Here is an 18981-nt window from a genome sequence, read left to right as displayed (position 1 = left end):
TCGTTTCAACCCCGCAGGCCGTCTGAAAACGGAATCCGCATTATCTGACACAACCCAACAAACGGAGAACCATGATGAAACCGCTATTTGCCGCATTATCTGTCGCCCTTCTGCTCGGCACATCCATAAGCGCCCAAGCTGCCGAACAAACCACCCCCACCGACCGCAACATCCAAGTGTACAAAAAAGCCGACTTAGCAGAATGGAACCGCGAAAACGCAGCAGGAGGCCAAGGCCCCTTGCTCGGCAGCTTTGCCTTCACGCGCCATCAAACCGCCGACCAAGACGCATTCAAAGAAATCGGCTGGCTCACATTACCGCCGGGCGCTTCCATCGGCCAACACAAACATACCGGCAATGAAGACGTTTACATCATCGTATCCGGTAAAGGCATGTTTACCGATAGCGAAGGCAAACAAACCGAAGTCGGCGCCGGCGACATTACCATCGCCCGCCCCGGCCAGTCCCACGCACTCAAAAACATTGGCAAAAAGCCGTTGGTATTCTTAGATTTAATTGCAGAGACCGCTGGCGCTAAAGCCGCCGAAACCAAGTAATGCTTTCAATGAAAGCAAACAATCTGCCATGACTTTCTGCCTTACCCAAACCAGGAAACAGAGAGATTGTTCCATTTTCATTTAAACTCACATACAAGCTAAAGGCCGTCTGAAAACCACGCTTCGTTTTCAGACGGCCTTTTTTTCTCAAAAATCTTATCTGTAGGAAAGCGTTGCGTTGTTTACACCACAGGTTGAGAATGAAGCCTGCAAGACCTCAAACGGCGTATCGCCGTTCAAACTGCGGTGCGGCTTCACAGTGTTATAGAAATTAACAAAGCGGCACAACTCCTTTCGCCAGTGTTCCGGACTGTCAAACAACTGTTTCCCATGCCACATCTCCATCAGGGTGCGGATAACCCGTTCCGCCTTACCGTTGGTCTGCGGACGGGCAACCCGGGTAAACTTTTGACCAATCCCGTTCTCATAACAGGCTACACCGAAAGCATGGTTGGCCGAGCCTTTATATTCCGTACCGTTGTCGGAGTAAACGCACTCAATCAGGTATGGACAGGGATCAATCAGGTGTCCAGTCAGAAACTTGGCGGCACTGTCTGCAGTTTTGTCCGGCAAAATGGCGGAGTATAGCTCCCTTGAGAAATCGTCGATGGCGACAAACAGGTAATCCCGATTATCGGTGGCTTTCTGCCCTTTGAGCAGCGGCAGCCGTTTGGTATCGAGATGTACCAGCTCTCCGGGGTAGGATTTATTGTAGCGTTTGGCCTGCCTTTTGAGTTTTTCCTGAATGCCGCGTTCTACCTTGGACAGGCGTTTCATTCCGTACTTTGCCTGTTTGAAACGGTTGTTGGTACTGGTTTGGGGTTTGAGCAGTCTGCCCCTTGCGGCTTTAAGTGCGCGGTAAATGGTGACGCGGCTGACTTGATAGCGGCGTGCCAGGGAGGTTACGCTTTCCTTCCCCTGCGTATAGGCCAGCCAAATGGCTTGGCGGTGGTGCGAGGAGAGACGGGTGTTTTTGTGCATGTTCATGTTTCAGTATTCTCCTGGAAATACTGTAAACAACGCTACTAATTTCTACACGGTCCTTGCTTGGCAAGATAAGTCCATCCACCATGATAATCGCCTCTATCAGCATATCCTTTTAATTCAGCCTGCTGTCTTTCATTTAAAATAATCATAAGTTAGATTCCTAAAATAAAATTACTTGATAAAACTTTTAATTAATTTCTCTATTTTTAGATGATATTCAATCAACTCTTGTTGAGAAGGTTGCTTAGAAAAATTTCCATATTCATGTGTACTGATACTAGGATAATAATCTACTGATAAACCATTTATGCATGAGTCAACTGCGATTGAAAAATGCGGTTCATTAAGTCTTTTTCCATTTTTTCTACCATCATCCCTTACTTGTATTCTTACTGGATTTTCATCATCCCTAATATAATTAAATTCATGATAGAATGGTTCTTCATTAAATCTTTCATATGCTTTATAGTCTTTAGAAGAAGAAGTTATTTCTTTTGAACCGTACCTCAACATCATTTTTTTAAGATACTTAGGATCTAAAAGGCATTCAGAATTTTTCTGAATCGAAATAGTGTCTATCATCGGCAGACCATCCTTCAATGCCTTAACAAATTTATCTTTATTCTCCCGATTAAAAGGCTCTAAAATCCAAGAATCTCCTTTGCGTTTGGCATGGACGTAAATATCAAACCTACCGCCCTTATGGATTTTTTCCTCGTCCGACATCCATCTTGTTGCCGAATCTCGGGACGAACCTGCCAAATAACCGTAAGGCACGCTCATCAACGTCCCATTCAAATCAATTTTAATATTTCTTTCAAAGCCTGTTATGGGTATCTGATTGTCCATTTTTACTTCCTCCTTATTTTCTGAAGATGGATAACAAGCTGCCAAAGCGAATGAACCCAAAACTGCTATTAGAGCTGATAGCTTCTTTAACATCCTATCTTTTCCACATTCCACTTTTACTCTTCCTGTAACAGATTTCTGATTAAATTAACCAGACCGGCTGAAATACAATTCATTATCAATTTCTGATTCCTGCAAAATACTATATTCTCATATACTGGAAATTTATTTTTGATAAACGGTATTTAATTCAAACAAACGTATCATTACAACTGTAAATATAACAAAAGATCGTCTGAATATTTTTCAGACGATCTTTTTATATTTAATGAAATTCTTTAACATATTGTTTAATTTAGGTAAATAATTATTTATAAAGCTATTATTCGAATTATAATTTTATTCCTATATGATGTTTTACTACTATAGTCAATTGAAAACAAAATAGTACAATACTCAACTTTGAAGGTCTAACCATAGCATACTCTGCGGACTTAAGAAACAAAGCTTTAAACTATTACGAACAATGTAAAAACATCAGCCAAACCGCAGCAACGTTTAACTTGTCAAGAAACACGCTTTACCTGTGGATTCGCCTTAAAAAACAAACAGGCAGCCTAAAACATCAAGTTACCGGTCTAAATGCCGTCAAATTGGATAGGCAAAAACTGGCTCAATATGTTGAGTAACACCAGGATGCCTATCTGCATGAAATAGCTAAACATTTTGATTGTACGCCAGCCGCCGTTTGCTATGCACTCAAACAGATGGGGATGACGCGCAAAAAAAGACCACCACTTACAAAGAACAAGACCCGGCCAAAGTAACGCATTATTTGACACAGTTGGCCGAATTTTCCGACTACCAACGTGTTTATTTGGATGAAACAGGATTTGACCGCTACCTGTTCCGTCCCTATGCCCGCAGCCTGAAAGGGCAAATAGTGAAAGCGCAGATAAGTGGAAAAAGATACCAACGCTTATCTCTGGTGTCCGCACAAGTCGGCAACCGGCTGATTGCTCCGATGGTTTATCAAAATATGATGACCGGAGCCTTTTTTGAGGCATGGTTTCAGCAATGCCTACTGCCCGCATTGACTCAAAAATCGGTGATTATTTTAGATAATGCACGATTTCACCGTATGGGTGTCTTACGGGAAATGGCGGAAAAATTGGGACATAAGGTATTGCCTCTTGCACCTTATTCTCCTGAGTTCAACCCGATTGAGAAGGTGTGGGCGGATATTAAGCGGTATCTGCGAACCGTATTGTCTGATTACGCCCGATTTGACGATGCGATAATGTCCTATTTTGATTTCACTTGGCTATAATCTTTCAACACATCTTGCACAGCCGCTTGAATCTTAGCCGCCGCCGCTTCGATTTGCTGCTGTTCGGTAGATTGGTTTGCCACTGTCTCAACCGGAGCAGCTTGAGAAGCCGGAGTTGCTTGTGAAACTGGCGCGGCTTGTGGGGCTGCAGCTTTAGGCTCAGATTCAGTTTGCGGCGCAGTCAACGGCAAACGCGCCAATACAGTGCTGACGCCGGTAACTTTATCACCAATCGCCACTTGCGCCTGAGCATCGACAGGCAAATACATATCCACGCGCGAGCCAAAGCGGATAAAGCCATAGCGTTCGCCGCGAGACAGTTTCGCACCTGCTTGGGTGTAGCACAAAATACGGCGCGCCACCAAACCGGCCACTTGAACAAAAGTAATTTCACGACCAGAAGCCGTAGTCGCCAAAACCGCATTACGTTCATTTTCCGTGCTGGCTTTATCCAAATCCGCATTCACGAATTTGCCTTTGTTATAGACCACTTTCGTTACCGTACAATCGGCAGGCGATTTTTGCGAATGCACGTTGAACACGTTCATAAAAATACTGATTTTCAAAGCGTCGACATCACGATACGGATCGCGTGCGCGCTCAACCACCACGATACGGCCGTCAACCGGGCTCAACACCGCTTCAGGATTTAGCGGAATTTCACGCGCAGGATCGCGGAAAAACTGCAGGGCAAATACGGTAAACACCCAAAACGGCAAAGACCACCAGCCGCAACACATCGACACCAGCAGGCTCAAAGCCAAACCGCCGCCGATAATCGGCCAGCCCTCACGGGCGATAATCGGGTGGGGATACAAACGGTTCATCACTTATCCTTCATTTAATAATTTCAAAATTGCCGCCATTATATCCGAAACTCCAAACATTGAGGCCGTCTGAAATGTTCAGACGGCCGGTGTCTTTTGTAAAAAATACTCAACATAGATAAAGTTTCAGTTTCGGCAACACAATGACGCAGCATCCTCAACAAGCGGCTCACACGAGCCAACAACACGCTGCAAATATCATTTTGACCAAACCTCTGCCCTCGATTATCTCGACAAGCCCAATATGACAGCCAATACCAGCCAAATCCAATGCCGACGGCGCGATGTAGAAAACAAAGCGCGTTGAGACAGCAAACGCGTTTGGCTCAACTGATACGCCACATCTGCGAGCTTAATCAACTGATTACCCTGTCGTGTTTTGCTTTCTTCCGCTTTACGCAATTTCAAATTTTCCGCTTCAATCCGCAGCCGCACCAGCTTGGCTTCTAAAAGCAGCAGCTCGCGCTCTTCCTCATACTCCTGTTGCTTCATCGTCCGCATCCTTGTCTATCTCACCGCGCAAATACGCAATGTCCGATCGAATATCCTGCAAGGTCTCAGCCACGCGACTGCCCTGCTCCCGATAGTCCGCCGATACTTTGCGGAACAATACGGCAATAATCAGCAGGCTCACGAAGAAAATGCCGAAAAATACCCATAAAGCCGCGACATCCGTCAGCACGCGGTTCAAACCGAACAGCAAACCGACCAAGCCCACCATCAACAGCGCGCCGGACAATACCAGCCATATCGCCAACCGGAACACATTCTCCGCCTGACGCGTCAAATCCAAGCTCAATACCTGCAAACGCAACAGCAGCAAATCCGCGCCCTGATTCAACAAAGCCTTGCCATGTTCAAAACGCTGGCGAATTCCCATCTCGATTATCCTTTTTTTCAGGAAAATATAAGGCAGAGGCCGTCTGCACGGCACAATGAAATCCATGATTTCATGTGCACGCCTGTTCAGACGGCCTTAACATATTCACATTAACGGCGGTTCAACAACACACCGACAACCAAACCGGCCAATGCGGCAAAACCCATCGCATAGTATGGTTTTTCATGCACCACTTCATCAGCGTGTTTGGCACCGCGTTTCAAACGCGCACCTGCATCGGCTTCAAATTCGGCAAAACGCTCTTTGCCTTCTTTCAAACGCTCCTGAGCCGCTTCTTCAAACTGCTCGTATTTTTCACGCGCACGCTCGGCATGATGGCGCAGACGCTCGCCGGCTTCTTCTTCAAAACGGCTCAAACGCTCTTTGGCCACAGCCAATTTTTCTTCCAATTTGGCTCGGGCTTTGCTGCCCTCTTCCGAACCGGCTTCCACACCATTGCGGTACAATTCTTCCACATCATCCATCACTTCTCGGATGTCTTTCAGCAAAGCCTCGCGACGTGCTTCAAAATCGTGTTTTTTCATGCTTTTCTCCTTGATATAGGTTGATATGGTTACAGACTATTTATCTGTTAATAAATTATAACCGTTTATTCCAAAATAAACGTTAATTTAAATTAAATTAAGTGCTTATTCTGAAAACAACCCAATGGAATTTAAAAAAGGCCGTCTGAAAACTTCAGACGGCCTTTTCAATTCAGCTTAAAGACTTAAGTCTTATGCTAAACCTTTTGCTTTCAACACTTCCAGCATGGTAGTGCCCAACTCGGCAGGGCTGCGGGTGTAAGCGATACCGACTTTTTCAAAAGCGGCGAATTTTTCTTCGGCAGTACCTTTACCACCGGAAATAATCGCACCGGCGTGGCCCATACGTTTGCCTTTAGGGGCAGTAACACCTGCAATGTAGCCGACGACGGGTTTGGTTACGTTGGATTGGATGTATTCGGCTGCTTCTTCTTCCGCAGTACCGCCGATTTCACCGATCATGATGATGGCGTCAGTATCTGGGTCTTCTTGGAAGAGTTTCAGTACGTCGATTTGGTTCATGCCAGGAATCGGGTCGCCGCCGATACCGATACAGGTTGATTGACCCAAGCCCAGTTTGGTGGTTTGTGCCACAGCTTCGTAAGTCAATGTACCGGAACGGGAAATGATGCCGATGCGTCCCGGAGTGTGGATGTGGCCCGGCATAATGCCGATTTTGCACTCACCCGGAGTAATCACGCCCGGGCAGTTAGGGCCGACCAAACGTGTACCGTTACCGTTGGTTTCCAAGTAGCGTTTGGCTTTGAGCATGTCCAGAGTCGGCACGCCTTCGGTAATCACAACCACCAAGCCTACGCCGGAATCAACGGCTTCAACGATAGAATCCAACACAAACGGAGCCGGAACGTAAATCACGGATGCGTCCGCGCCGGTTTCTTTAACGGCTTCTTTCATGGTGTTGAACACGGGCAGGTTCAGGTGGGTTTGACCGCCTTTACCCGGGGTCACGCCGCCGACAACTTTAGTGCCGTAAGCCAGAGCTTGTTCGGAGTGGAAAGTACCGTTTTTACCGGTGAAACCTTGAACCAATACTTTGGTGTCTTTATTAATCAATACGCTCATTCTTTTCTCCTTAGGCGTTTACGGCTGCGACAATTTTTTCGGCTGCGTCATTCAGGCCGTCGGCGGAAGTCAGTTTCAGACCTGATTCGTTCAGGATTTTCGCGCCGAGTTCGGCGTTATTGCCTTCCAAACGGACAACGACAGGCACGTCAACGTTGATTTCTTTAACGGCTGCCACGATGGCTTCCGCGATCATGTCACAACGGACGATACCGCCGAAGATGTTGATCAATACGCCTTTGACGGATTTGTCTTCGAGAATCAGTTTGAACGCTTCAACCACGCGCTCTTTAGTCGCGCCGCCACCTACGTCGAGGAAGTTGGCAGGTTGACCGCCTTTGAGTTTGATGATGTCCATAGTTGCCATCGCCAAACCTGCGCCGTTCACCATACAGCCGATGTTGCCTTCCAAAGCAACATAGTTCAGGTCGAATTCGGAGGCTTTCAGCTCGCGTTCGTTTTCTTGGGATTTGTCGCGCAATTCGGCGATTTTTGGCAGGCGGTAGAGCGCGTTGCTGTCGATACCGATTTTGCCATCTACGCAAGCCAGTGCGCCGTTTTCGCGAACTGCCAATGGGTTTACTTCAAACAGTGCGAAGTCGTTGTCGACAAACGCTTTGTACGCGCCGGTCATCAGTTTGACAAACTCGTTGATTTGTTTGTCTTTCAAGCCCAGTTGGAACGCAACTTCGCGAGCTTGGCAAGGTTGCAGGCCAACCAGTGGATCAACGGTTACTTTGAAGATTTTTTCAGGAGTTTCGGCAGCAACTTTTTCGATTTCCACGCCGCCTTCGGTAGAAGCCATGAATGTAACGCGGCGGGTAGAACGGTCAACCACTGCGCCCAAGTACAGCTCAGTTTGAACCGGATACATATCTTCGCAAACCAAAACGCTGTTGACAGGTTGGCCGTTGGCATCGGTTTGGTAAGTTACCAAGTTGGTGCCAATCAGGCTTTCAGCCACTTCTTTAGCTTCTTCGCGGCTTTTAACGACTTTTACGCCGCCCGCTTTACCGCGGCCGCCGGCGTGTACTTGTGCTTTGACAACAGCGAATTTGCCGCCCAATTTGTCGTAAGCTGCAGCGGCTTCTTCGCCGTTGTGTGCCAAAATACCGCCTTGTACGGGCAAACCGTAGCTAGCCAGCAGTTCTTTAGCCTGATACTCGTGTAAATTCATGGATTTCTCCTTAAGGTGAGTGGGTTTTAGGAATTGCCCTGCGGCCAATCCCATATTTTCAGACGGCCCTACTATTTACTGAAGGGCAACCACATCCGCGCCAGCAGATACATGGCTGCACCGCCTCCCCCGAGAATAAAAAAGACGATGCCTTTTTTACGCGAATTCGGGCAGAGCAGATAAACGGCAAGGCTGAAACTGATAAACAACAATGCCACGCGCCAAACCAATTCTTTATCTTTGAAACGGTTGAGCGTATAAGTTTCGGTCATCATCACATACATCTGCCACAATGCGGCCATACACATGCTGATAATGCCCATCGGTATAAAGAAAATACCGACTATTTCTTTGTTCATAATGAATGTAAATGCTGTTTGTTTGTCTGACGGAATTATAAATCAGAAAACGGAGCTCTCGGAACATTCAATTTGTCGAAGGCCTTAAGGCCGTCTGAAAAGTTTCAGACGGCCTTAATGTCTATCAACCGTGCAAAGCGCGTTTGTCGGCCGCCAATGCAGCTTCGTGAACCACTTCGGACAAGGTTGGGTGGGCATGGATAATGCGGGCGATGTCTTCGCTGCTGGCGAAGAATTCGAGCGCAGTCACGCCTTCGGTAACCAATTCGCTGACAACCGGGCCGATCATGTGTACGCCCAAGATGCGGTCGGTTTTGGCATCTGCCAATACTTTAACCGTACCTTTGGCTTTGCCCATTGCCAATGCGCGACCATTCGCACCGAAACCTGAAGTACCTTTTTTGTACTCCACACCTTCGGCTTTGAGTTGCTCTTCGGTTTTACCCACCCAAGCGATTTCAGGGTCGGTGTAAATAACAAACGGTACGTTGTTGAAGTCGATATGCGGTTTTTGACCGGCAATGCGCTCGGCAACGGCAACGCCTTCGTCGCTGGCTTTGTGTGCCAACATTGGGCCGCGAACCACGTCGCCGATTGCCCATACGTTAGGCAGGTTGGTACGGCATTCGCCATCTACCTTGATAAAGCCGCGCTCGTCTTTTTCCAAACCTACGGCTTCGGCGTTCAGGCCTTTGGTGTTTGGAATACGGCCGATGGCAACGATCAGTTTGTCGAATACTTCGGTTTTGGCTTCGCCGGCGGCAGTTTCGTAAGCAACGGAAACGCCTTTACCTTCAGATTTGATGTCGCCGATTTTCACGCCCAATTCAATGTTCAAGCCTTGCTCTTTGGTGAAGTATTTGAAGGCTTCTTTGGCGATTTGTTGGTCGGCGGCAGCCAGGAAGGTCGGCGCGGCTTCAAGAATGGTAACTTCTGAACCCACGCGGTTCCATACGGAACCCATTTCCAAACCAATCACGCCGGAACCGATCACGCCGAGTTTGGCAGGAACTTCGGTCAGGTTCAATGCGCCTTCGTTGTCCAAAACGTTCACGTTGTCGATAGCGACTTGTGGCAGCGGACGCGGTACGGAACCGGTCGCTACGATGACGTGTTTGGCTTCGATAACGGTTTTCTCGCCTTTGTTATCGACTTCGATTTGGTAAACATCGCCATTTTTACCGGCAAAGGAAGCAGTACCGAACAGGCTGGTTACTTTGTTTTTTTGGAACAGGAATTTCACGCCGCCGGTCAGCTTGGTCACGATGGCATCTTTGCGCTCAATCATTTTGGCCGCGTCGAATTTTACGTCGCCGACAGTGATACCGTGTTCTGCAAAATCGTGTTGCGCAGCGTGGAAATGTTCGCTGGATTGCAACAGGGCTTTGGAAGGGATGCAACCTACGTTCAAGCAAGTACCGCCCAATGCTGGGGCGTTGCCCGCTTTGTTAACGCCTGCGTCAACGCAAGCGGTTTTGAAACCCAGTTGCGCGGCACGGATGGCGGCAACGTATCCGCCCGGGCCTGCACCAATCACTACTACATCATATTGAGACATCGTGTCATCCTTTGCTTTTGCAGTATCTCAAAATAAAAACGATACTTTTTGTTTCTTTTTTATTTTGAATGACTGCGTTTTGATGGTTTTAAGAAAAGGCCGTCTGAAAGTCCATATCTGTCGATTCATTCGAATCAAATGTTTCAGACGGCCTCAATCGTTTGTTGAGCCTATTGTAGCACGATACTACATTACGCTACATCTAAATAAAAATTCAGACGGCCTTTTCATTAATAAATAAAAGGCCGTCTGAAACGATTACAGATCCAACAACAGGCGAGCTGGGTCTTCCAACGCGTCTTTAATGGCTACCAAGGTCAATACAGCTTCGCGGCCGTCAATGATACGGTGGTCGTAAGACAGAGCCAGATACATCATCGGACGGACAACAACTTGGCCGTTTTCAACCACGGCGCGCTCTTTAGTGGCGTGCATACCCAAAATTGCAGATTGAGGTGGGTTGATGATCGGGGTAGACATCATAGAACCGAAAGTACCGCCGTTGGTAATACTGAATGTACCGCCGGTCAGATCTTCGATAGCGATTTTGCCGTCTTTAGCTTTTTTCGCGTAATCAACAATTGCTTGTTCGATATCGGCAATGCTCATTTGGTCGGCATCGCGCAGGATTGGCACAACCAAACCGCGTGGGCTGCCAATCGCGATACCGATGTCGAAGTAGCCATGGTACACGATGTCTTTGCCGTCAACAGAAGCATTCACAACCGGATATTTTTTCAGGGCGGCAACAGCGGCTTTAACGAAGAAGGACATAAAGCCCAGTTTTACGCCGTGTTCTTTCTCGAATTTATCTTTGTACTTCGCACGCAAGTCCATGATTGGTTTCATGTTGACTTCATTGAATGTAGTCAAAATAGCGTTTTCTTGTTGAGAAGCCAGGAGGCGTTCTGCAACACGGGCTCGCAGGCGGCTCATTGGTACGCGTTCTTCAGGACGCGCGCCGGCAGGAAGTGCAACGGCAGGAGCAGCGGCTGCGGCAGGTTTGGCAGCGGCATTTTGTACGTCTTCTTTCAATACGCGACCGTCACGGCCGGAACCTTGCAATGCGTTCACGTCAACACCGGTCTCGGCAGCCAGTTTGGCGGCGGCAGGCATAGCGGCGTTGTTTTGTGCAGCAGCAGGAGCGGCAGCTGGGGCTGCTTCTGCAGGAGCGGCTGTAGGTGCTTCAGCAGCGGCAGTAGCAGCTGTATCGATACGGGCCAAAACTTGGTCGGCGACAACGGTTTCACCGTCTTGCGCTACGATTTCAACCAATACGCCGGCTTGTGGAGAAGGTACTTCCAAAACCACTTTGTCAGTTTCGATATCGATCAGGATTTCGTCACGGGCAACTGCTTCGCCAACTTTTTTCTTCCATTCCAAGAGTGTGCCTTCAGATACGCTTTCAGACAGCATAGGTACTTTTACATCAATAATCATTTTGTGTCTCCAATGGCCCTTTCAGACGGCCTGTTGTGTGTTTTTAATTCTGCATATGGGCATTCCGCCTGAGCAGACTCAGACGGAATACTACTTGGTTTACAATGCCAAAGCGTCTTCAACCAATTGTTTCAATTGAGCAATGTGTTTGCTTGAGTAGCCCACTGCAGGCGATGCGCTGCTTGGACGACCGGCATAAGACAGTTTTTGCTCTTCGCTGATAACGTCTTCGATGCGGTGGCGGATTTGGTAGAACGCGCCTTGGTTTTTCGGCTCTTCTTGTGCCCAAACCACAGATTTTGCGTTCGGATATTTCGCCAGTTCAGCTTTAACCTCCTCGTATGGGAACGGATACAGCTGCTCAACGCGGATGATAGCAACATCATCTTCCAGTTTACGCTCGGCACGGCCGGCTTCCAAGTCATAGTAAACCTGACCGGCACACAATACCACGCGTTTCACGCTGTCGTTGCTTGCACGTTCTGCGGTATCGCCGATAATCGGACGGAAAGTCGAACCTTCGGTAAAGTTTTCCAGCGAGCTCATTGCACCTTTGAAGCGCAACAGGCGTTTGGACATGAAAATCACCAGAGGTTTACGGTATGAACCCAAGACTTGACGTTGCAAGATGTGGAACATTTGCGACGCTTCAGACGGCATGATGACTTGCATATTGTTCTCGGAACACAGTTGCAACCAACGTTCTACGCGTGCAGAAGAGTGCTCAGGGCCTTGACCGTCGTAGCCGTGCGGCAGGATGGTGGTCAGACCGCACAAACGACCCCATTTGGTTTCGCCTGAAGACAGGAATTGGTCAATAGTCACTTGCGCACCGTTGGCGAAGTCACCGAATTGAGCTTCCCAAATGGTCAGCTTGTCAGGTGCGGAGCAGGCAAAGCCGTACTCAAACGCCATCACAGCTTCTTCGTTCAAAATGGAGTCGATAACCAGGAACTCGCCCATGCCTTCGCCCATATGGCGCAGAGGAACATAAGTACCGTCGTCCCATTTTTCGCGTTTTTGATCGTGCAGTACTGCATGACGGTGTGAGAATGTACCGCGGCCGGAGTCCTCACCGGAGATACGCACGCCATGACCTTTAGTCAGCAGGCTTGCGTATGCGAGGGTTTCAGCCATACCCCAGTCGATGGTTTGTTTGCCGGATGCCATTGCTTTACGCGCTTCAATCACACGTTTTGCAGTCGGATGCAGGGCAAAGCCTTCCGGCACAGCGGTAAACTTCTCAGTAAGACGCTCAATATCTGCGGCAGGCAAACCGGTTTCGATGTGTTCGCGCCAATCTTTGCCTTGGTATTTGCTCCAGTCGATTTGTGTGCGTTGGAAGTTGCTCAAAGTTGTTTGTTCAACATGTTCGCCTTTGTCCAAAGCATCACGGTAGGCTTGGATGTAACCGTCAGCTTCAGCTTGAGTTACCACGCCTTCGGCAATCAGTTGCTCGGTGTACAAAGCACGTGCACCTGGGTGTTGCGATACTTTTTTGTACATCATCGGTTGGGTCAAGGTCGGATCATCGCCCTCGTTGTGGCCCCATTTACGGTAGCAGACAACGTCGATCACGATGTCTTTATGGAATTTTTTGCGGTAATCTAAGGCAGCTTGGATGGCAAAGCAAACGCGTTCAGGATCATCGCCGTTCACATGGATAACCGGAGCGGAAACCATTTTCGCGATATCGGTACAGTGTACGGTTGAACGGGTATCGCGAATATCCGAAGTGGTAAAGCCGATTTGGTTGTTGATCACGATGTGAACAGTACCACCTGTGGTATAACCGCGTGTTTTAGACAGGTTGAATGTTGCTTGGTTAACACCCAAACCAATAAATGCGGAGTCACCGTGAATCAATACTGGCAAGACTTTATCGCGACCGTTTTCGCCCAAACGTTTTTGTTTGGCGCGTGCAGAACCTTCCACTACCGGATTCACGATTTCCAAGTGTGATGGGTTGAATGCTAAAGAAACGTGCATCGGGCCGTGTGGCGTAGCGATGTCGGAGCTGAAGCCCATGTGGTATTTCACGTCGCCGCTAGGCAGTTTGATTTCGGCACGGCCTTCAAACTCAGCGAATAAATCACTGGGTTTTTTACCAAGAATGTTCACCAAAACATTCAGACGGCCACGGTGTGCCATACCGATGATGACTTCTTCCACGCCGTCTTTACCGGCATTTTGAATCAGGTAGTTCAAACCGGCAATCGCGCTTTCACCGCCTTCTACACCAAAGCGTTTTTGACCGACATATTTGGTATGCAGGTAGCGTTCCAGAGTTTCGGCAGCAGTCATTTCTTTCAAGATACGGCGTTTTTGTTCAACGTTGTAGCTTGGCGTAGACAGTACGCTTTCAAAATAATTGCGAACCCAGCGGCGCTCTTCCGTATTTGGGATGTAGATATACTCTACCGCGATATGGCCGCAGTAGGTTTGTTTGAGGTTGCTGATGATTTGGGACAGAGGCAGTTTGCCCTGACCGGAAAAATCGCCCTCGCCCATATTGAACTGAAGTGCCATATCGGCATCTGACAGACCGTGGAATTTAGGATCGAGAGCTTCGATATTTTGAGGAGGAATACGTTTGAGCGGATCAAGTTGGGCTGCACCCACGCCTTGGATACGATAGGCAGAAATCAGTCGCAAAACGCTGACTTGCTTTTTCATCATTGCCTCATCCACACCGCCTGAAACGGCTGCGGCAATTTTCTTTTTAGCCAAAGTGGCAAATGATTCACGAATCGGTGTATGGGCAACATCGACAGCGACTGCGCCCGGCTGTTTACTCAAATCGGTAAAGTACTGTTTCCATTTTTCATCGACAGATTCCGGATTATCCAGAAACTTTTCATACAACTCCTCGATGTATGGCGCATTAGAACCAAACAGATAAGAGAAATTGAGTTTTTCGTCCATCATGGCGTGAGCTCTTTTCTTTAAAATATAAACAAAGGGTAGAATCCCGTGTTCTCCGAACGGAATTCAGGCCGTCTGAAATGACACTTTATTCTACCCTATTTCAAATCAAATTACCTGCTATCAACTTAATTAATTACGACCAACCTCATTGAAAACGGCAATTCGATTTTTTCAAACGACTTTTAAACAATATATTAATGTATTGCCTATTAGCGTTTATCTACCGGAACGTAATCGCGACGCTCTGCACCGGTATACAGTTGACGTGGGCGACCGATTTTCAGTGCTGGATCGCTAATCATTTCATGCCAATGAGAAATCCAACCTACACTGCGCGACAATGCGAAGATAACGGTAAACATTTCAGTTGGAATGCCCAATGCGGACAAGACGATACCGGAGTAGAAATCGACGTTTGGATACAGCTTGCGTTCAACAAAGAACGGATCTTTCAGTGCAATTTGTTCCAATTCCATCGCCAGCTTGAATTTAGGACTGTCTTCCAAGCCCAATTCTTTCAAGACTTCATAACAGGTTTCGCGCATGATATTGGCTCGTGGGTCCATATTGCGGTATACGCGGTGACCGAAGCCCATCAGACGATATTTGCGTTGTTTCACACCTTCCATGTATGCGGCAACATTAGATACATCGCCGATTTCATCTAGCATCTTCAACACAGCTTCGTTTGCACCGCCGTGTGAAGCACCCCACAGACAGGCGATACCGGCAGCGATACAGGCAAATGGGTTCGCGCCTGAAGAGCCGGCCAAACGTACGGTCGAAGTAGAAGCGTTTTGCTCGTGGTCGGCATGCAAAATAAAGATGCGGTCGAGCGCGCGAGCCAATACTGGATTAGGTTTGTATTCTTCACATGGAGTCGCAAACATCATGTGCAAGAAGTTTTCAGCATAGGAAAGGTTATTTTTTGGATAATTGAACGGCAGGCCGTTGGAATAACGGTAACACATTGCCGCAATTGTCGGAATTTTGGAGATTAAGCGGTAAATCGCAATTTTGCGGTGCTCAGGATTGGCAATATCCAAGCTGTCTTGGTAGAACGCAGACAAAGCGCCAACCACGCCAACCATCATCGCCATCGGATGCGCATCGCGACGGAAACCGCGGAAGAACCAAGTCAGCTGCTCATGCAGCATAGTATGGCGACTGACTGTGGCATCAAATTCTTTTTTCTGTTCAGGGGTAGGCAGTTCGCCGTAAATCAACAGATAGCAAACTTCCAAATAATCGGATTTTTCTGCCAGCTGCTCGATAGGATAACCACGGTAATACAACAGACCTTCATCGCCATCAATATAAGTGATTTTGGATTCACAACTTGCAGTTGACACGAATCCGGGGTCGAAGGAAAACAGACCTGTATTTTTAGTCAACGCACGGATATCAACCACATCATGGCCGATACTTGCTTCCAATACTGGCAGTTCCAAGGTCTCTTGATTTGGGGTGGTGAGCTTGACTGATTTAGACATTCTTAAACTCCTTTGTAAGTTGGGGCTTTCGTTGCCGCCCAAGCGGCACGGTCCTTTTTTTCAGACGGCCTCAGTATGGAAAGAGCTTGTTCGGATTGGCATCGCAAACAAGCTCTATAATACGTCATGCCTGTCTGATTTTTTCAAGCATGGGAATCAGGTGTTTCTTGTCCGTCGCCGAATGTCCGTTAATCAAGGCAAGCAACTCTTGGTCTTGAAATTCGAGGATTTCGGAAAATTCGGACAACTCCTGATCACTCAGGTGCTCGAATTCTTTTTCCATAAACCTACCGAAGATTAAGTCCAATTCCAACAATCCTCGGCGGGTTTGAAAACGGATTTTCCGTTTGGCAATATCGTCAAAAACCATCATTTCTTAAACGGCTCGTTTCAACATAATCTCTTTAATCTTACCGATGGCTCGGGTCGGATTCAAGTGTTTAGGACATACGTCTACGCAGTTCATAATGGTGTGGCAACGGAACAAACGGTATGGGTCGTTCAGATTATCCAAACGCTCATTAGTGATGGTATCACGGCTATCCGCAATGAAACGGTAAGCATTCAGCAAACCGGACGGACCAACGAATTTATCAGGGTTCCACCAGAATGACGGGCAGGCAGTCGAACAGCAGGCGCACAAAATACATTCGTACAAACCGTCCAACTCTTTACGCTCTTCCTGAGTTTGCAGACGCTCTTTGTCCGCATCGATAGGGTTATCGTTGACAACGTAAGGTTTGATGGAGTGATATTGTTTAAAGAATTGGGTCATATCCACAATCAGGTCGCGGATAACAGGCAGACCCGGCAGAGGACGGATTTTAACCGGCTGTTTCAGGCCGCGCAGATCGGTCAGACATGCCAAGCCGTTTTTGCCGTTGATGTTCATACCGTCAGAACCGCAAATACCTTCGCGGCAAGAACGGCGGAAAGACAATGTATCGTCTTGCGCTTTCAGGCGCACCAAAGCGTCCAAAAGTTTAACGTCGGTTGGTTCCAATTCCAACTCGTAACGTTGCATATAAGGTTTGGCATCAACGTCCGGGTTGTAACGGTAAATTTCAAAACTCATTTTTTCCATGAGAAGTGTTCCTTTTCTCATAAACTGCCCAATGATTTTGTATTATGAATTCAAGCAGTTCAATGTGGGTATGGTTAGGTTTCAGACGGCCTTTAAGATAAAGGCCGTCTGAAAACTCATCAATAAACGCGTTTAGCCGGTTTGATGTATTCCACGCTCAAAGGCTTGGTATGTACCGGTTTGTAAGACAAAGTATTGGTATCTGAATGATACAGGGTATGTTTCATCCAGTTTTCGTCATCGCGCTCAGGATGGTCGTCTGAAGCGTGTGCACCGCGGGATTCTTTACGCGCTTCGGCGGACACCAAAGTCGCTTTCGCTACTTCAATCAGATTATCCAATTCCAAAGCTTCGATACGCGCGGTATTCCACACTTTGCTCTTGTCTTTGATTTCAGTACGTTTCACACGCTCGGCAATCTCCATGATTTCTCGAACGCCTTTGCTCAGAATCTCATCAGTACGGAACACACCGGCATGCAGTTGTACAGATCGTTGCAGTTCGCGACGCAATGCATCAACGTTTTCACCACCGGTTTGGTTATCCAAACGCTCGATACGCTGGCGGGTCAATTCACCAGCATTAGCAGGCAGAGGTTTCCAGTCGCTTTGCTCTTTGATGAATTTAATCATGCTGTCGCCGGCAGCTTTACCGAATACCACCAAGTCCAACAGGGAGTTAGTACCCAAGCGGTTCGCACCGTGTACGGAAGCACAAGCGCACTCACCTGCCGCATACAGACCTTTTACAGGTACTTCGTAATCTTCACCTTGCGGAACGACAACTTCGCCATGGTAGTTGGTCGGAATACCGCCCATCATGTAGTGAGTAGTCGGCACAACAGGAATTGGGTCTTTAATCGGGTCGATACCGGCAAACTGGATGGAAATCTCGCGGATGCCCGGCAGTTTTTCCATAATTTTTTCTGCACCGATATGGTCGATTTTCAGCAATACGTGGTCTTTGTTTTTACCACAGCCGCGACCTTCGTAAATTTCCATCGCCATCGCACGGGAAACCACGTCACGGGAAGCCAAGTCTTTTACAGTCGGAGCGTAACGTTCCATAAAGCGTTCGCCGTCGGCATTCAGCAGAATACCGCCCTCACCACGCACACCCTCGGTAATCAATACACCAGCACCGGCTACACCGGTCGGGTGGAATTGCCAGAATTCCATGTCTTCCAACGGAATACCTGCACGGGCACAAATACCCAAACCATCACCGGTATTCATATAAGCATTGGTAGAAGAAGCATAAATACGACCGCCGCCACCAGTAGCAAACATCACAGCTTTAGCGTGGAAAATATAAACTTCGCCGGTTTCCATTTCCATGGCGGTCACACCGACTACGTCGCCGTTTTCATCACGAATCAAATCTTGCGCCGTCCATTCCACAAAGAATTGTGTATTGGCACGGACGTTTTGTTGGTACAAAGTATGCAACATCGCATGACCGGTACGGTCGGCAACCGCACATGCACGTTCTACCGCGCGTTTACCGTGTTCGGCAGTATGGCCGCCGAAAGGACGTTGGTAGATTTTACCGCTTTCCACACGGTCGAAAGGCATACCCATGTGTTCCAACTCAATTACGGCTTCAGGTGCGGCGCGACACATAAACTCAATCGCATCTTGGTCGCCCAACCAGTCAGAACCTTTCACGGTATCGTACATGTGCCAATCCCAACGGTCTTCTTGCACATTACCCAATGAAGCAGAAATACCACCTTGAGCCGCTACAGTATGAGAACGAGTTGGGAACACTTTAGACAAAACAGCACAATTCAGGCCGGATTTAGACAATTGAAGGGCTGCACGTAAACCTGCACCACCACCGCCAACAATCACGGCATCAAACTTGCGAACAGGAAAACCCATA

General features: G+C 47.8%; 17 protein-coding genes and 1 pseudogene. 2 read left to right on the top strand and 16 right to left on the bottom strand.

From position 1 onward, the window contains the following. Positions 1-74: 74 nt before the first annotated feature. Positions 75-557: a cupin domain-containing protein gene (locus tag FAH66_RS01300; protein ID WP_137041585.1), complete on the top strand. Its 483-nt coding sequence runs from the start codon at positions 75-77 to the stop codon at positions 555-557. A 156-nt stretch (positions 558-713) separates the two neighbouring features. Here FAH66_RS01300 and FAH66_RS01295 read toward each other — a convergent pair whose 3' ends face one another. Both FAH66_RS01295 and FAH66_RS01290 read right to left on the bottom strand, forming a co-directional pair. After that, positions 714-1544 (bottom strand): integrase core domain-containing protein, encoded by an 831-nt coding sequence (locus tag FAH66_RS01295; protein WP_137040307.1) that lies wholly within the window; start codon positions 1542-1544, stop codon positions 714-716. Between the two features lie 171 nt (positions 1545-1715). Next, the gene (locus tag FAH66_RS01290; protein ID WP_244284962.1) at positions 1716-2507 is read right to left on the bottom strand and encodes an RTX iron-regulated FrpC family protein; all 792 of its coding nucleotides are present in this window, start codon (positions 2505-2507) and stop codon (positions 1716-1718) included. A 362-nt stretch (positions 2508-2869) separates the two neighbouring features. On the opposite strand from FAH66_RS01290, the pseudogene FAH66_RS01285 reads away from it, so the two are divergent. Beyond that, positions 2870-3723: pseudogene (locus tag FAH66_RS01285) on the top strand (IS630 family transposase). Here the strand turns inward: FAH66_RS01285 and FAH66_RS01280 are convergent. The 14 genes from FAH66_RS01280 to sdhA all read right to left on the bottom strand — a co-directional run bounded on the left by FAH66_RS01280 (position 3699) and on the right by sdhA (position 18980). After that, positions 3699-4550 carry a phosphatidylserine decarboxylase gene (locus FAH66_RS01280; protein ID WP_137040305.1) on the bottom strand — a complete coding sequence of 284 codons (852 nt, stop codon included), beginning with the start codon at positions 4548-4550 and terminating at the stop codon, positions 3699-3701. The pseudogene FAH66_RS01285 and the gene FAH66_RS01280 sit on opposite strands and share 25 nt — an antisense overlap. A gap of 225 nt (positions 4551-4775) precedes the next feature. Continuing rightward, positions 4776-5042, bottom strand: coding sequence for a hypothetical protein (locus tag FAH66_RS01275; RefSeq protein ID WP_070645454.1), 267 nt, complete (start codon positions 5040-5042; stop codon positions 4776-4778). Continuing rightward, the gene (locus FAH66_RS01270; protein WP_137040303.1) at positions 5023-5430 is read right to left on the bottom strand and encodes a phage holin family protein; all 408 of its coding nucleotides are present in this window, start codon (positions 5428-5430) and stop codon (positions 5023-5025) included. Before FAH66_RS01270 ends, FAH66_RS01275 begins: the two co-directional genes overlap by 20 nt. A 110-nt stretch (positions 5431-5540) precedes the next feature. Next, entirely contained in the window at positions 5541-5975 is a 435-nt protein-coding gene (locus tag FAH66_RS01265; protein WP_003686098.1) for an ElaB/YgaM/YqjD family protein, read from the bottom strand. A 192-nt stretch (positions 5976-6167) separates the two neighbouring features. Then, entirely contained in the window at positions 6168-7058 is an 891-nt protein-coding gene (gene sucD / locus FAH66_RS01260) for a succinate--CoA ligase subunit alpha (RefSeq protein WP_137040301.1), read from the bottom strand. A 10-nt stretch (positions 7059-7068) separates the two neighbouring features. Next, positions 7069-8235, bottom strand: a complete 1167-nt coding sequence (sucC, locus tag FAH66_RS01255; protein WP_137040299.1) for an ADP-forming succinate--CoA ligase subunit beta — start codon at positions 8233-8235, stop codon at positions 7069-7071. 71 nt (positions 8236-8306) lie between these two features. Then, on the bottom strand, positions 8307-8594 hold the full coding sequence (locus FAH66_RS01250; protein ID WP_002213751.1) for a hypothetical protein: 288 nt from the start codon (positions 8592-8594) through the stop codon (positions 8307-8309). A gap of 124 nt (positions 8595-8718) precedes the next feature. Then, a complete protein-coding gene (gene lpdA / locus FAH66_RS01245) occupies positions 8719-10152 on the bottom strand; it encodes a dihydrolipoyl dehydrogenase (RefSeq protein ID WP_137040297.1) in 1434 nt (477 codons plus the stop codon). A gap of 258 nt (positions 10153-10410) precedes the next feature. Beyond that, positions 10411-11592, bottom strand: coding sequence for a 2-oxoglutarate dehydrogenase complex dihydrolipoyllysine-residue succinyltransferase (gene odhB, locus FAH66_RS01235; RefSeq protein WP_137040295.1), 1182 nt, complete (start codon positions 11590-11592; stop codon positions 10411-10413). A 99-nt stretch (positions 11593-11691) separates the two neighbouring features. Then, positions 11692-14520, bottom strand: a complete 2829-nt coding sequence (locus FAH66_RS01230) for a 2-oxoglutarate dehydrogenase E1 component (protein WP_137040293.1) — start codon at positions 14518-14520, stop codon at positions 11692-11694. 209 nt (positions 14521-14729) lie between these two features. After that, positions 14730-16013 carry a citrate synthase gene (gltA, locus tag FAH66_RS01225; protein ID WP_070591354.1) on the bottom strand — a complete coding sequence of 428 codons (1284 nt, stop codon included), beginning with the start codon at positions 16011-16013 and terminating at the stop codon, positions 14730-14732. 124 nt (positions 16014-16137) lie between these two features. Further along, positions 16138-16386, bottom strand: a complete 249-nt coding sequence (locus FAH66_RS01220; RefSeq protein ID WP_003678830.1) for an FAD assembly factor SdhE — start codon at positions 16384-16386, stop codon at positions 16138-16140. A gap of 3 nt (positions 16387-16389) precedes the next feature. Continuing rightward, positions 16390-17097, bottom strand: a complete 708-nt coding sequence (locus FAH66_RS01215; RefSeq protein WP_002241462.1) for a succinate dehydrogenase iron-sulfur subunit — start codon at positions 17095-17097, stop codon at positions 16390-16392. Positions 17098-17216: 119 nt separating this feature from the next. Beyond that, positions 17217-18980, bottom strand: coding sequence for a succinate dehydrogenase flavoprotein subunit (sdhA, locus tag FAH66_RS01210; protein ID WP_070461322.1), 1764 nt, complete (start codon positions 18978-18980; stop codon positions 17217-17219). Position 18981 lies beyond the last annotated feature (1 nt).

Origin of the sequence: Neisseria subflava (assembly GCF_005221305.1) — a bacterium.
Lineage (GTDB): Bacteria > Pseudomonadota > Gammaproteobacteria > Burkholderiales > Neisseriaceae > Neisseria > Neisseria subflava.
The sequence above is the reverse complement of the archived record's forward strand: the minus strand, read 5'-3'. Positions and strand labels throughout refer to the sequence as shown.

What these genes read in the sequence shown, in the direction of transcription:
- FAH66_RS01215 (WP_002241462.1), bottom strand. Translation starts at nt 17,097, where the DNA reads ATGGAAAAAATGAGTTTTGAAATTTACCGTTACAACCCGGACGTTGAT.
- FAH66_RS01250 (WP_002213751.1), bottom strand. Translation starts at nt 8,594, where the DNA reads ATGAACAAAGAAATAGTCGGTATTTTCTTTATACCGATGGGCATTATC.
- odhB (WP_137040295.1), bottom strand. Translation starts at nt 11,592, where the DNA reads ATGATTATTGATGTAAAAGTACCTATGCTGTCTGAAAGCGTATCTGAA.
- FAH66_RS01220 (WP_003678830.1), bottom strand. Translation starts at nt 16,386, where the DNA reads ATGATGGTTTTTGACGATATTGCCAAACGGAAAATCCGTTTTCAAACC.
- FAH66_RS01295 (WP_137040307.1), bottom strand. Translation starts at nt 1,544, where the DNA reads ATGAACATGCACAAAAACACCCGTCTCTCCTCGCACCACCGCCAAGCC.
- FAH66_RS01270 (WP_137040303.1), bottom strand. Translation starts at nt 5,430, where the DNA reads ATGGGAATTCGCCAGCGTTTTGAACATGGCAAGGCTTTGTTGAATCAG.
- FAH66_RS01230 (WP_137040293.1), bottom strand. Translation starts at nt 14,520, where the DNA reads ATGATGGACGAAAAACTCAATTTCTCTTATCTGTTTGGTTCTAATGCG.
- FAH66_RS01280 (WP_137040305.1), bottom strand. Translation starts at nt 4,550, where the DNA reads ATGAACCGTTTGTATCCCCACCCGATTATCGCCCGTGAGGGCTGGCCG.
- sucD (WP_137040301.1), bottom strand. Translation starts at nt 7,058, where the DNA reads ATGAGCGTATTGATTAATAAAGACACCAAAGTATTGGTTCAAGGTTTC.
- gltA (WP_070591354.1), bottom strand. Translation starts at nt 16,013, where the DNA reads ATGTCTAAATCAGTCAAGCTCACCACCCCAAATCAAGAGACCTTGGAA.
- sucC (WP_137040299.1), bottom strand. Translation starts at nt 8,235, where the DNA reads ATGAATTTACACGAGTATCAGGCTAAAGAACTGCTGGCTAGCTACGGT.
- sdhA (WP_070461322.1), bottom strand. Translation starts at nt 18,980, where the DNA reads ATGGGTTTTCCTGTTCGCAAGTTTGATGCCGTGATTGTTGGCGGTGGT.
- lpdA (WP_137040297.1), bottom strand. Translation starts at nt 10,152, where the DNA reads ATGTCTCAATATGATGTAGTAGTGATTGGTGCAGGCCCGGGCGGATAC.
- FAH66_RS01275 (WP_070645454.1), bottom strand. Translation starts at nt 5,042, where the DNA reads ATGAAGCAACAGGAGTATGAGGAAGAGCGCGAGCTGCTGCTTTTAGAA.
- FAH66_RS01300 (WP_137041585.1), top strand. Translation starts at nt 75, where the DNA reads ATGAAACCGCTATTTGCCGCATTATCTGTCGCCCTTCTGCTCGGCACA.
- FAH66_RS01265 (WP_003686098.1), bottom strand. Translation starts at nt 5,975, where the DNA reads ATGAAAAAACACGATTTTGAAGCACGTCGCGAGGCTTTGCTGAAAGAC.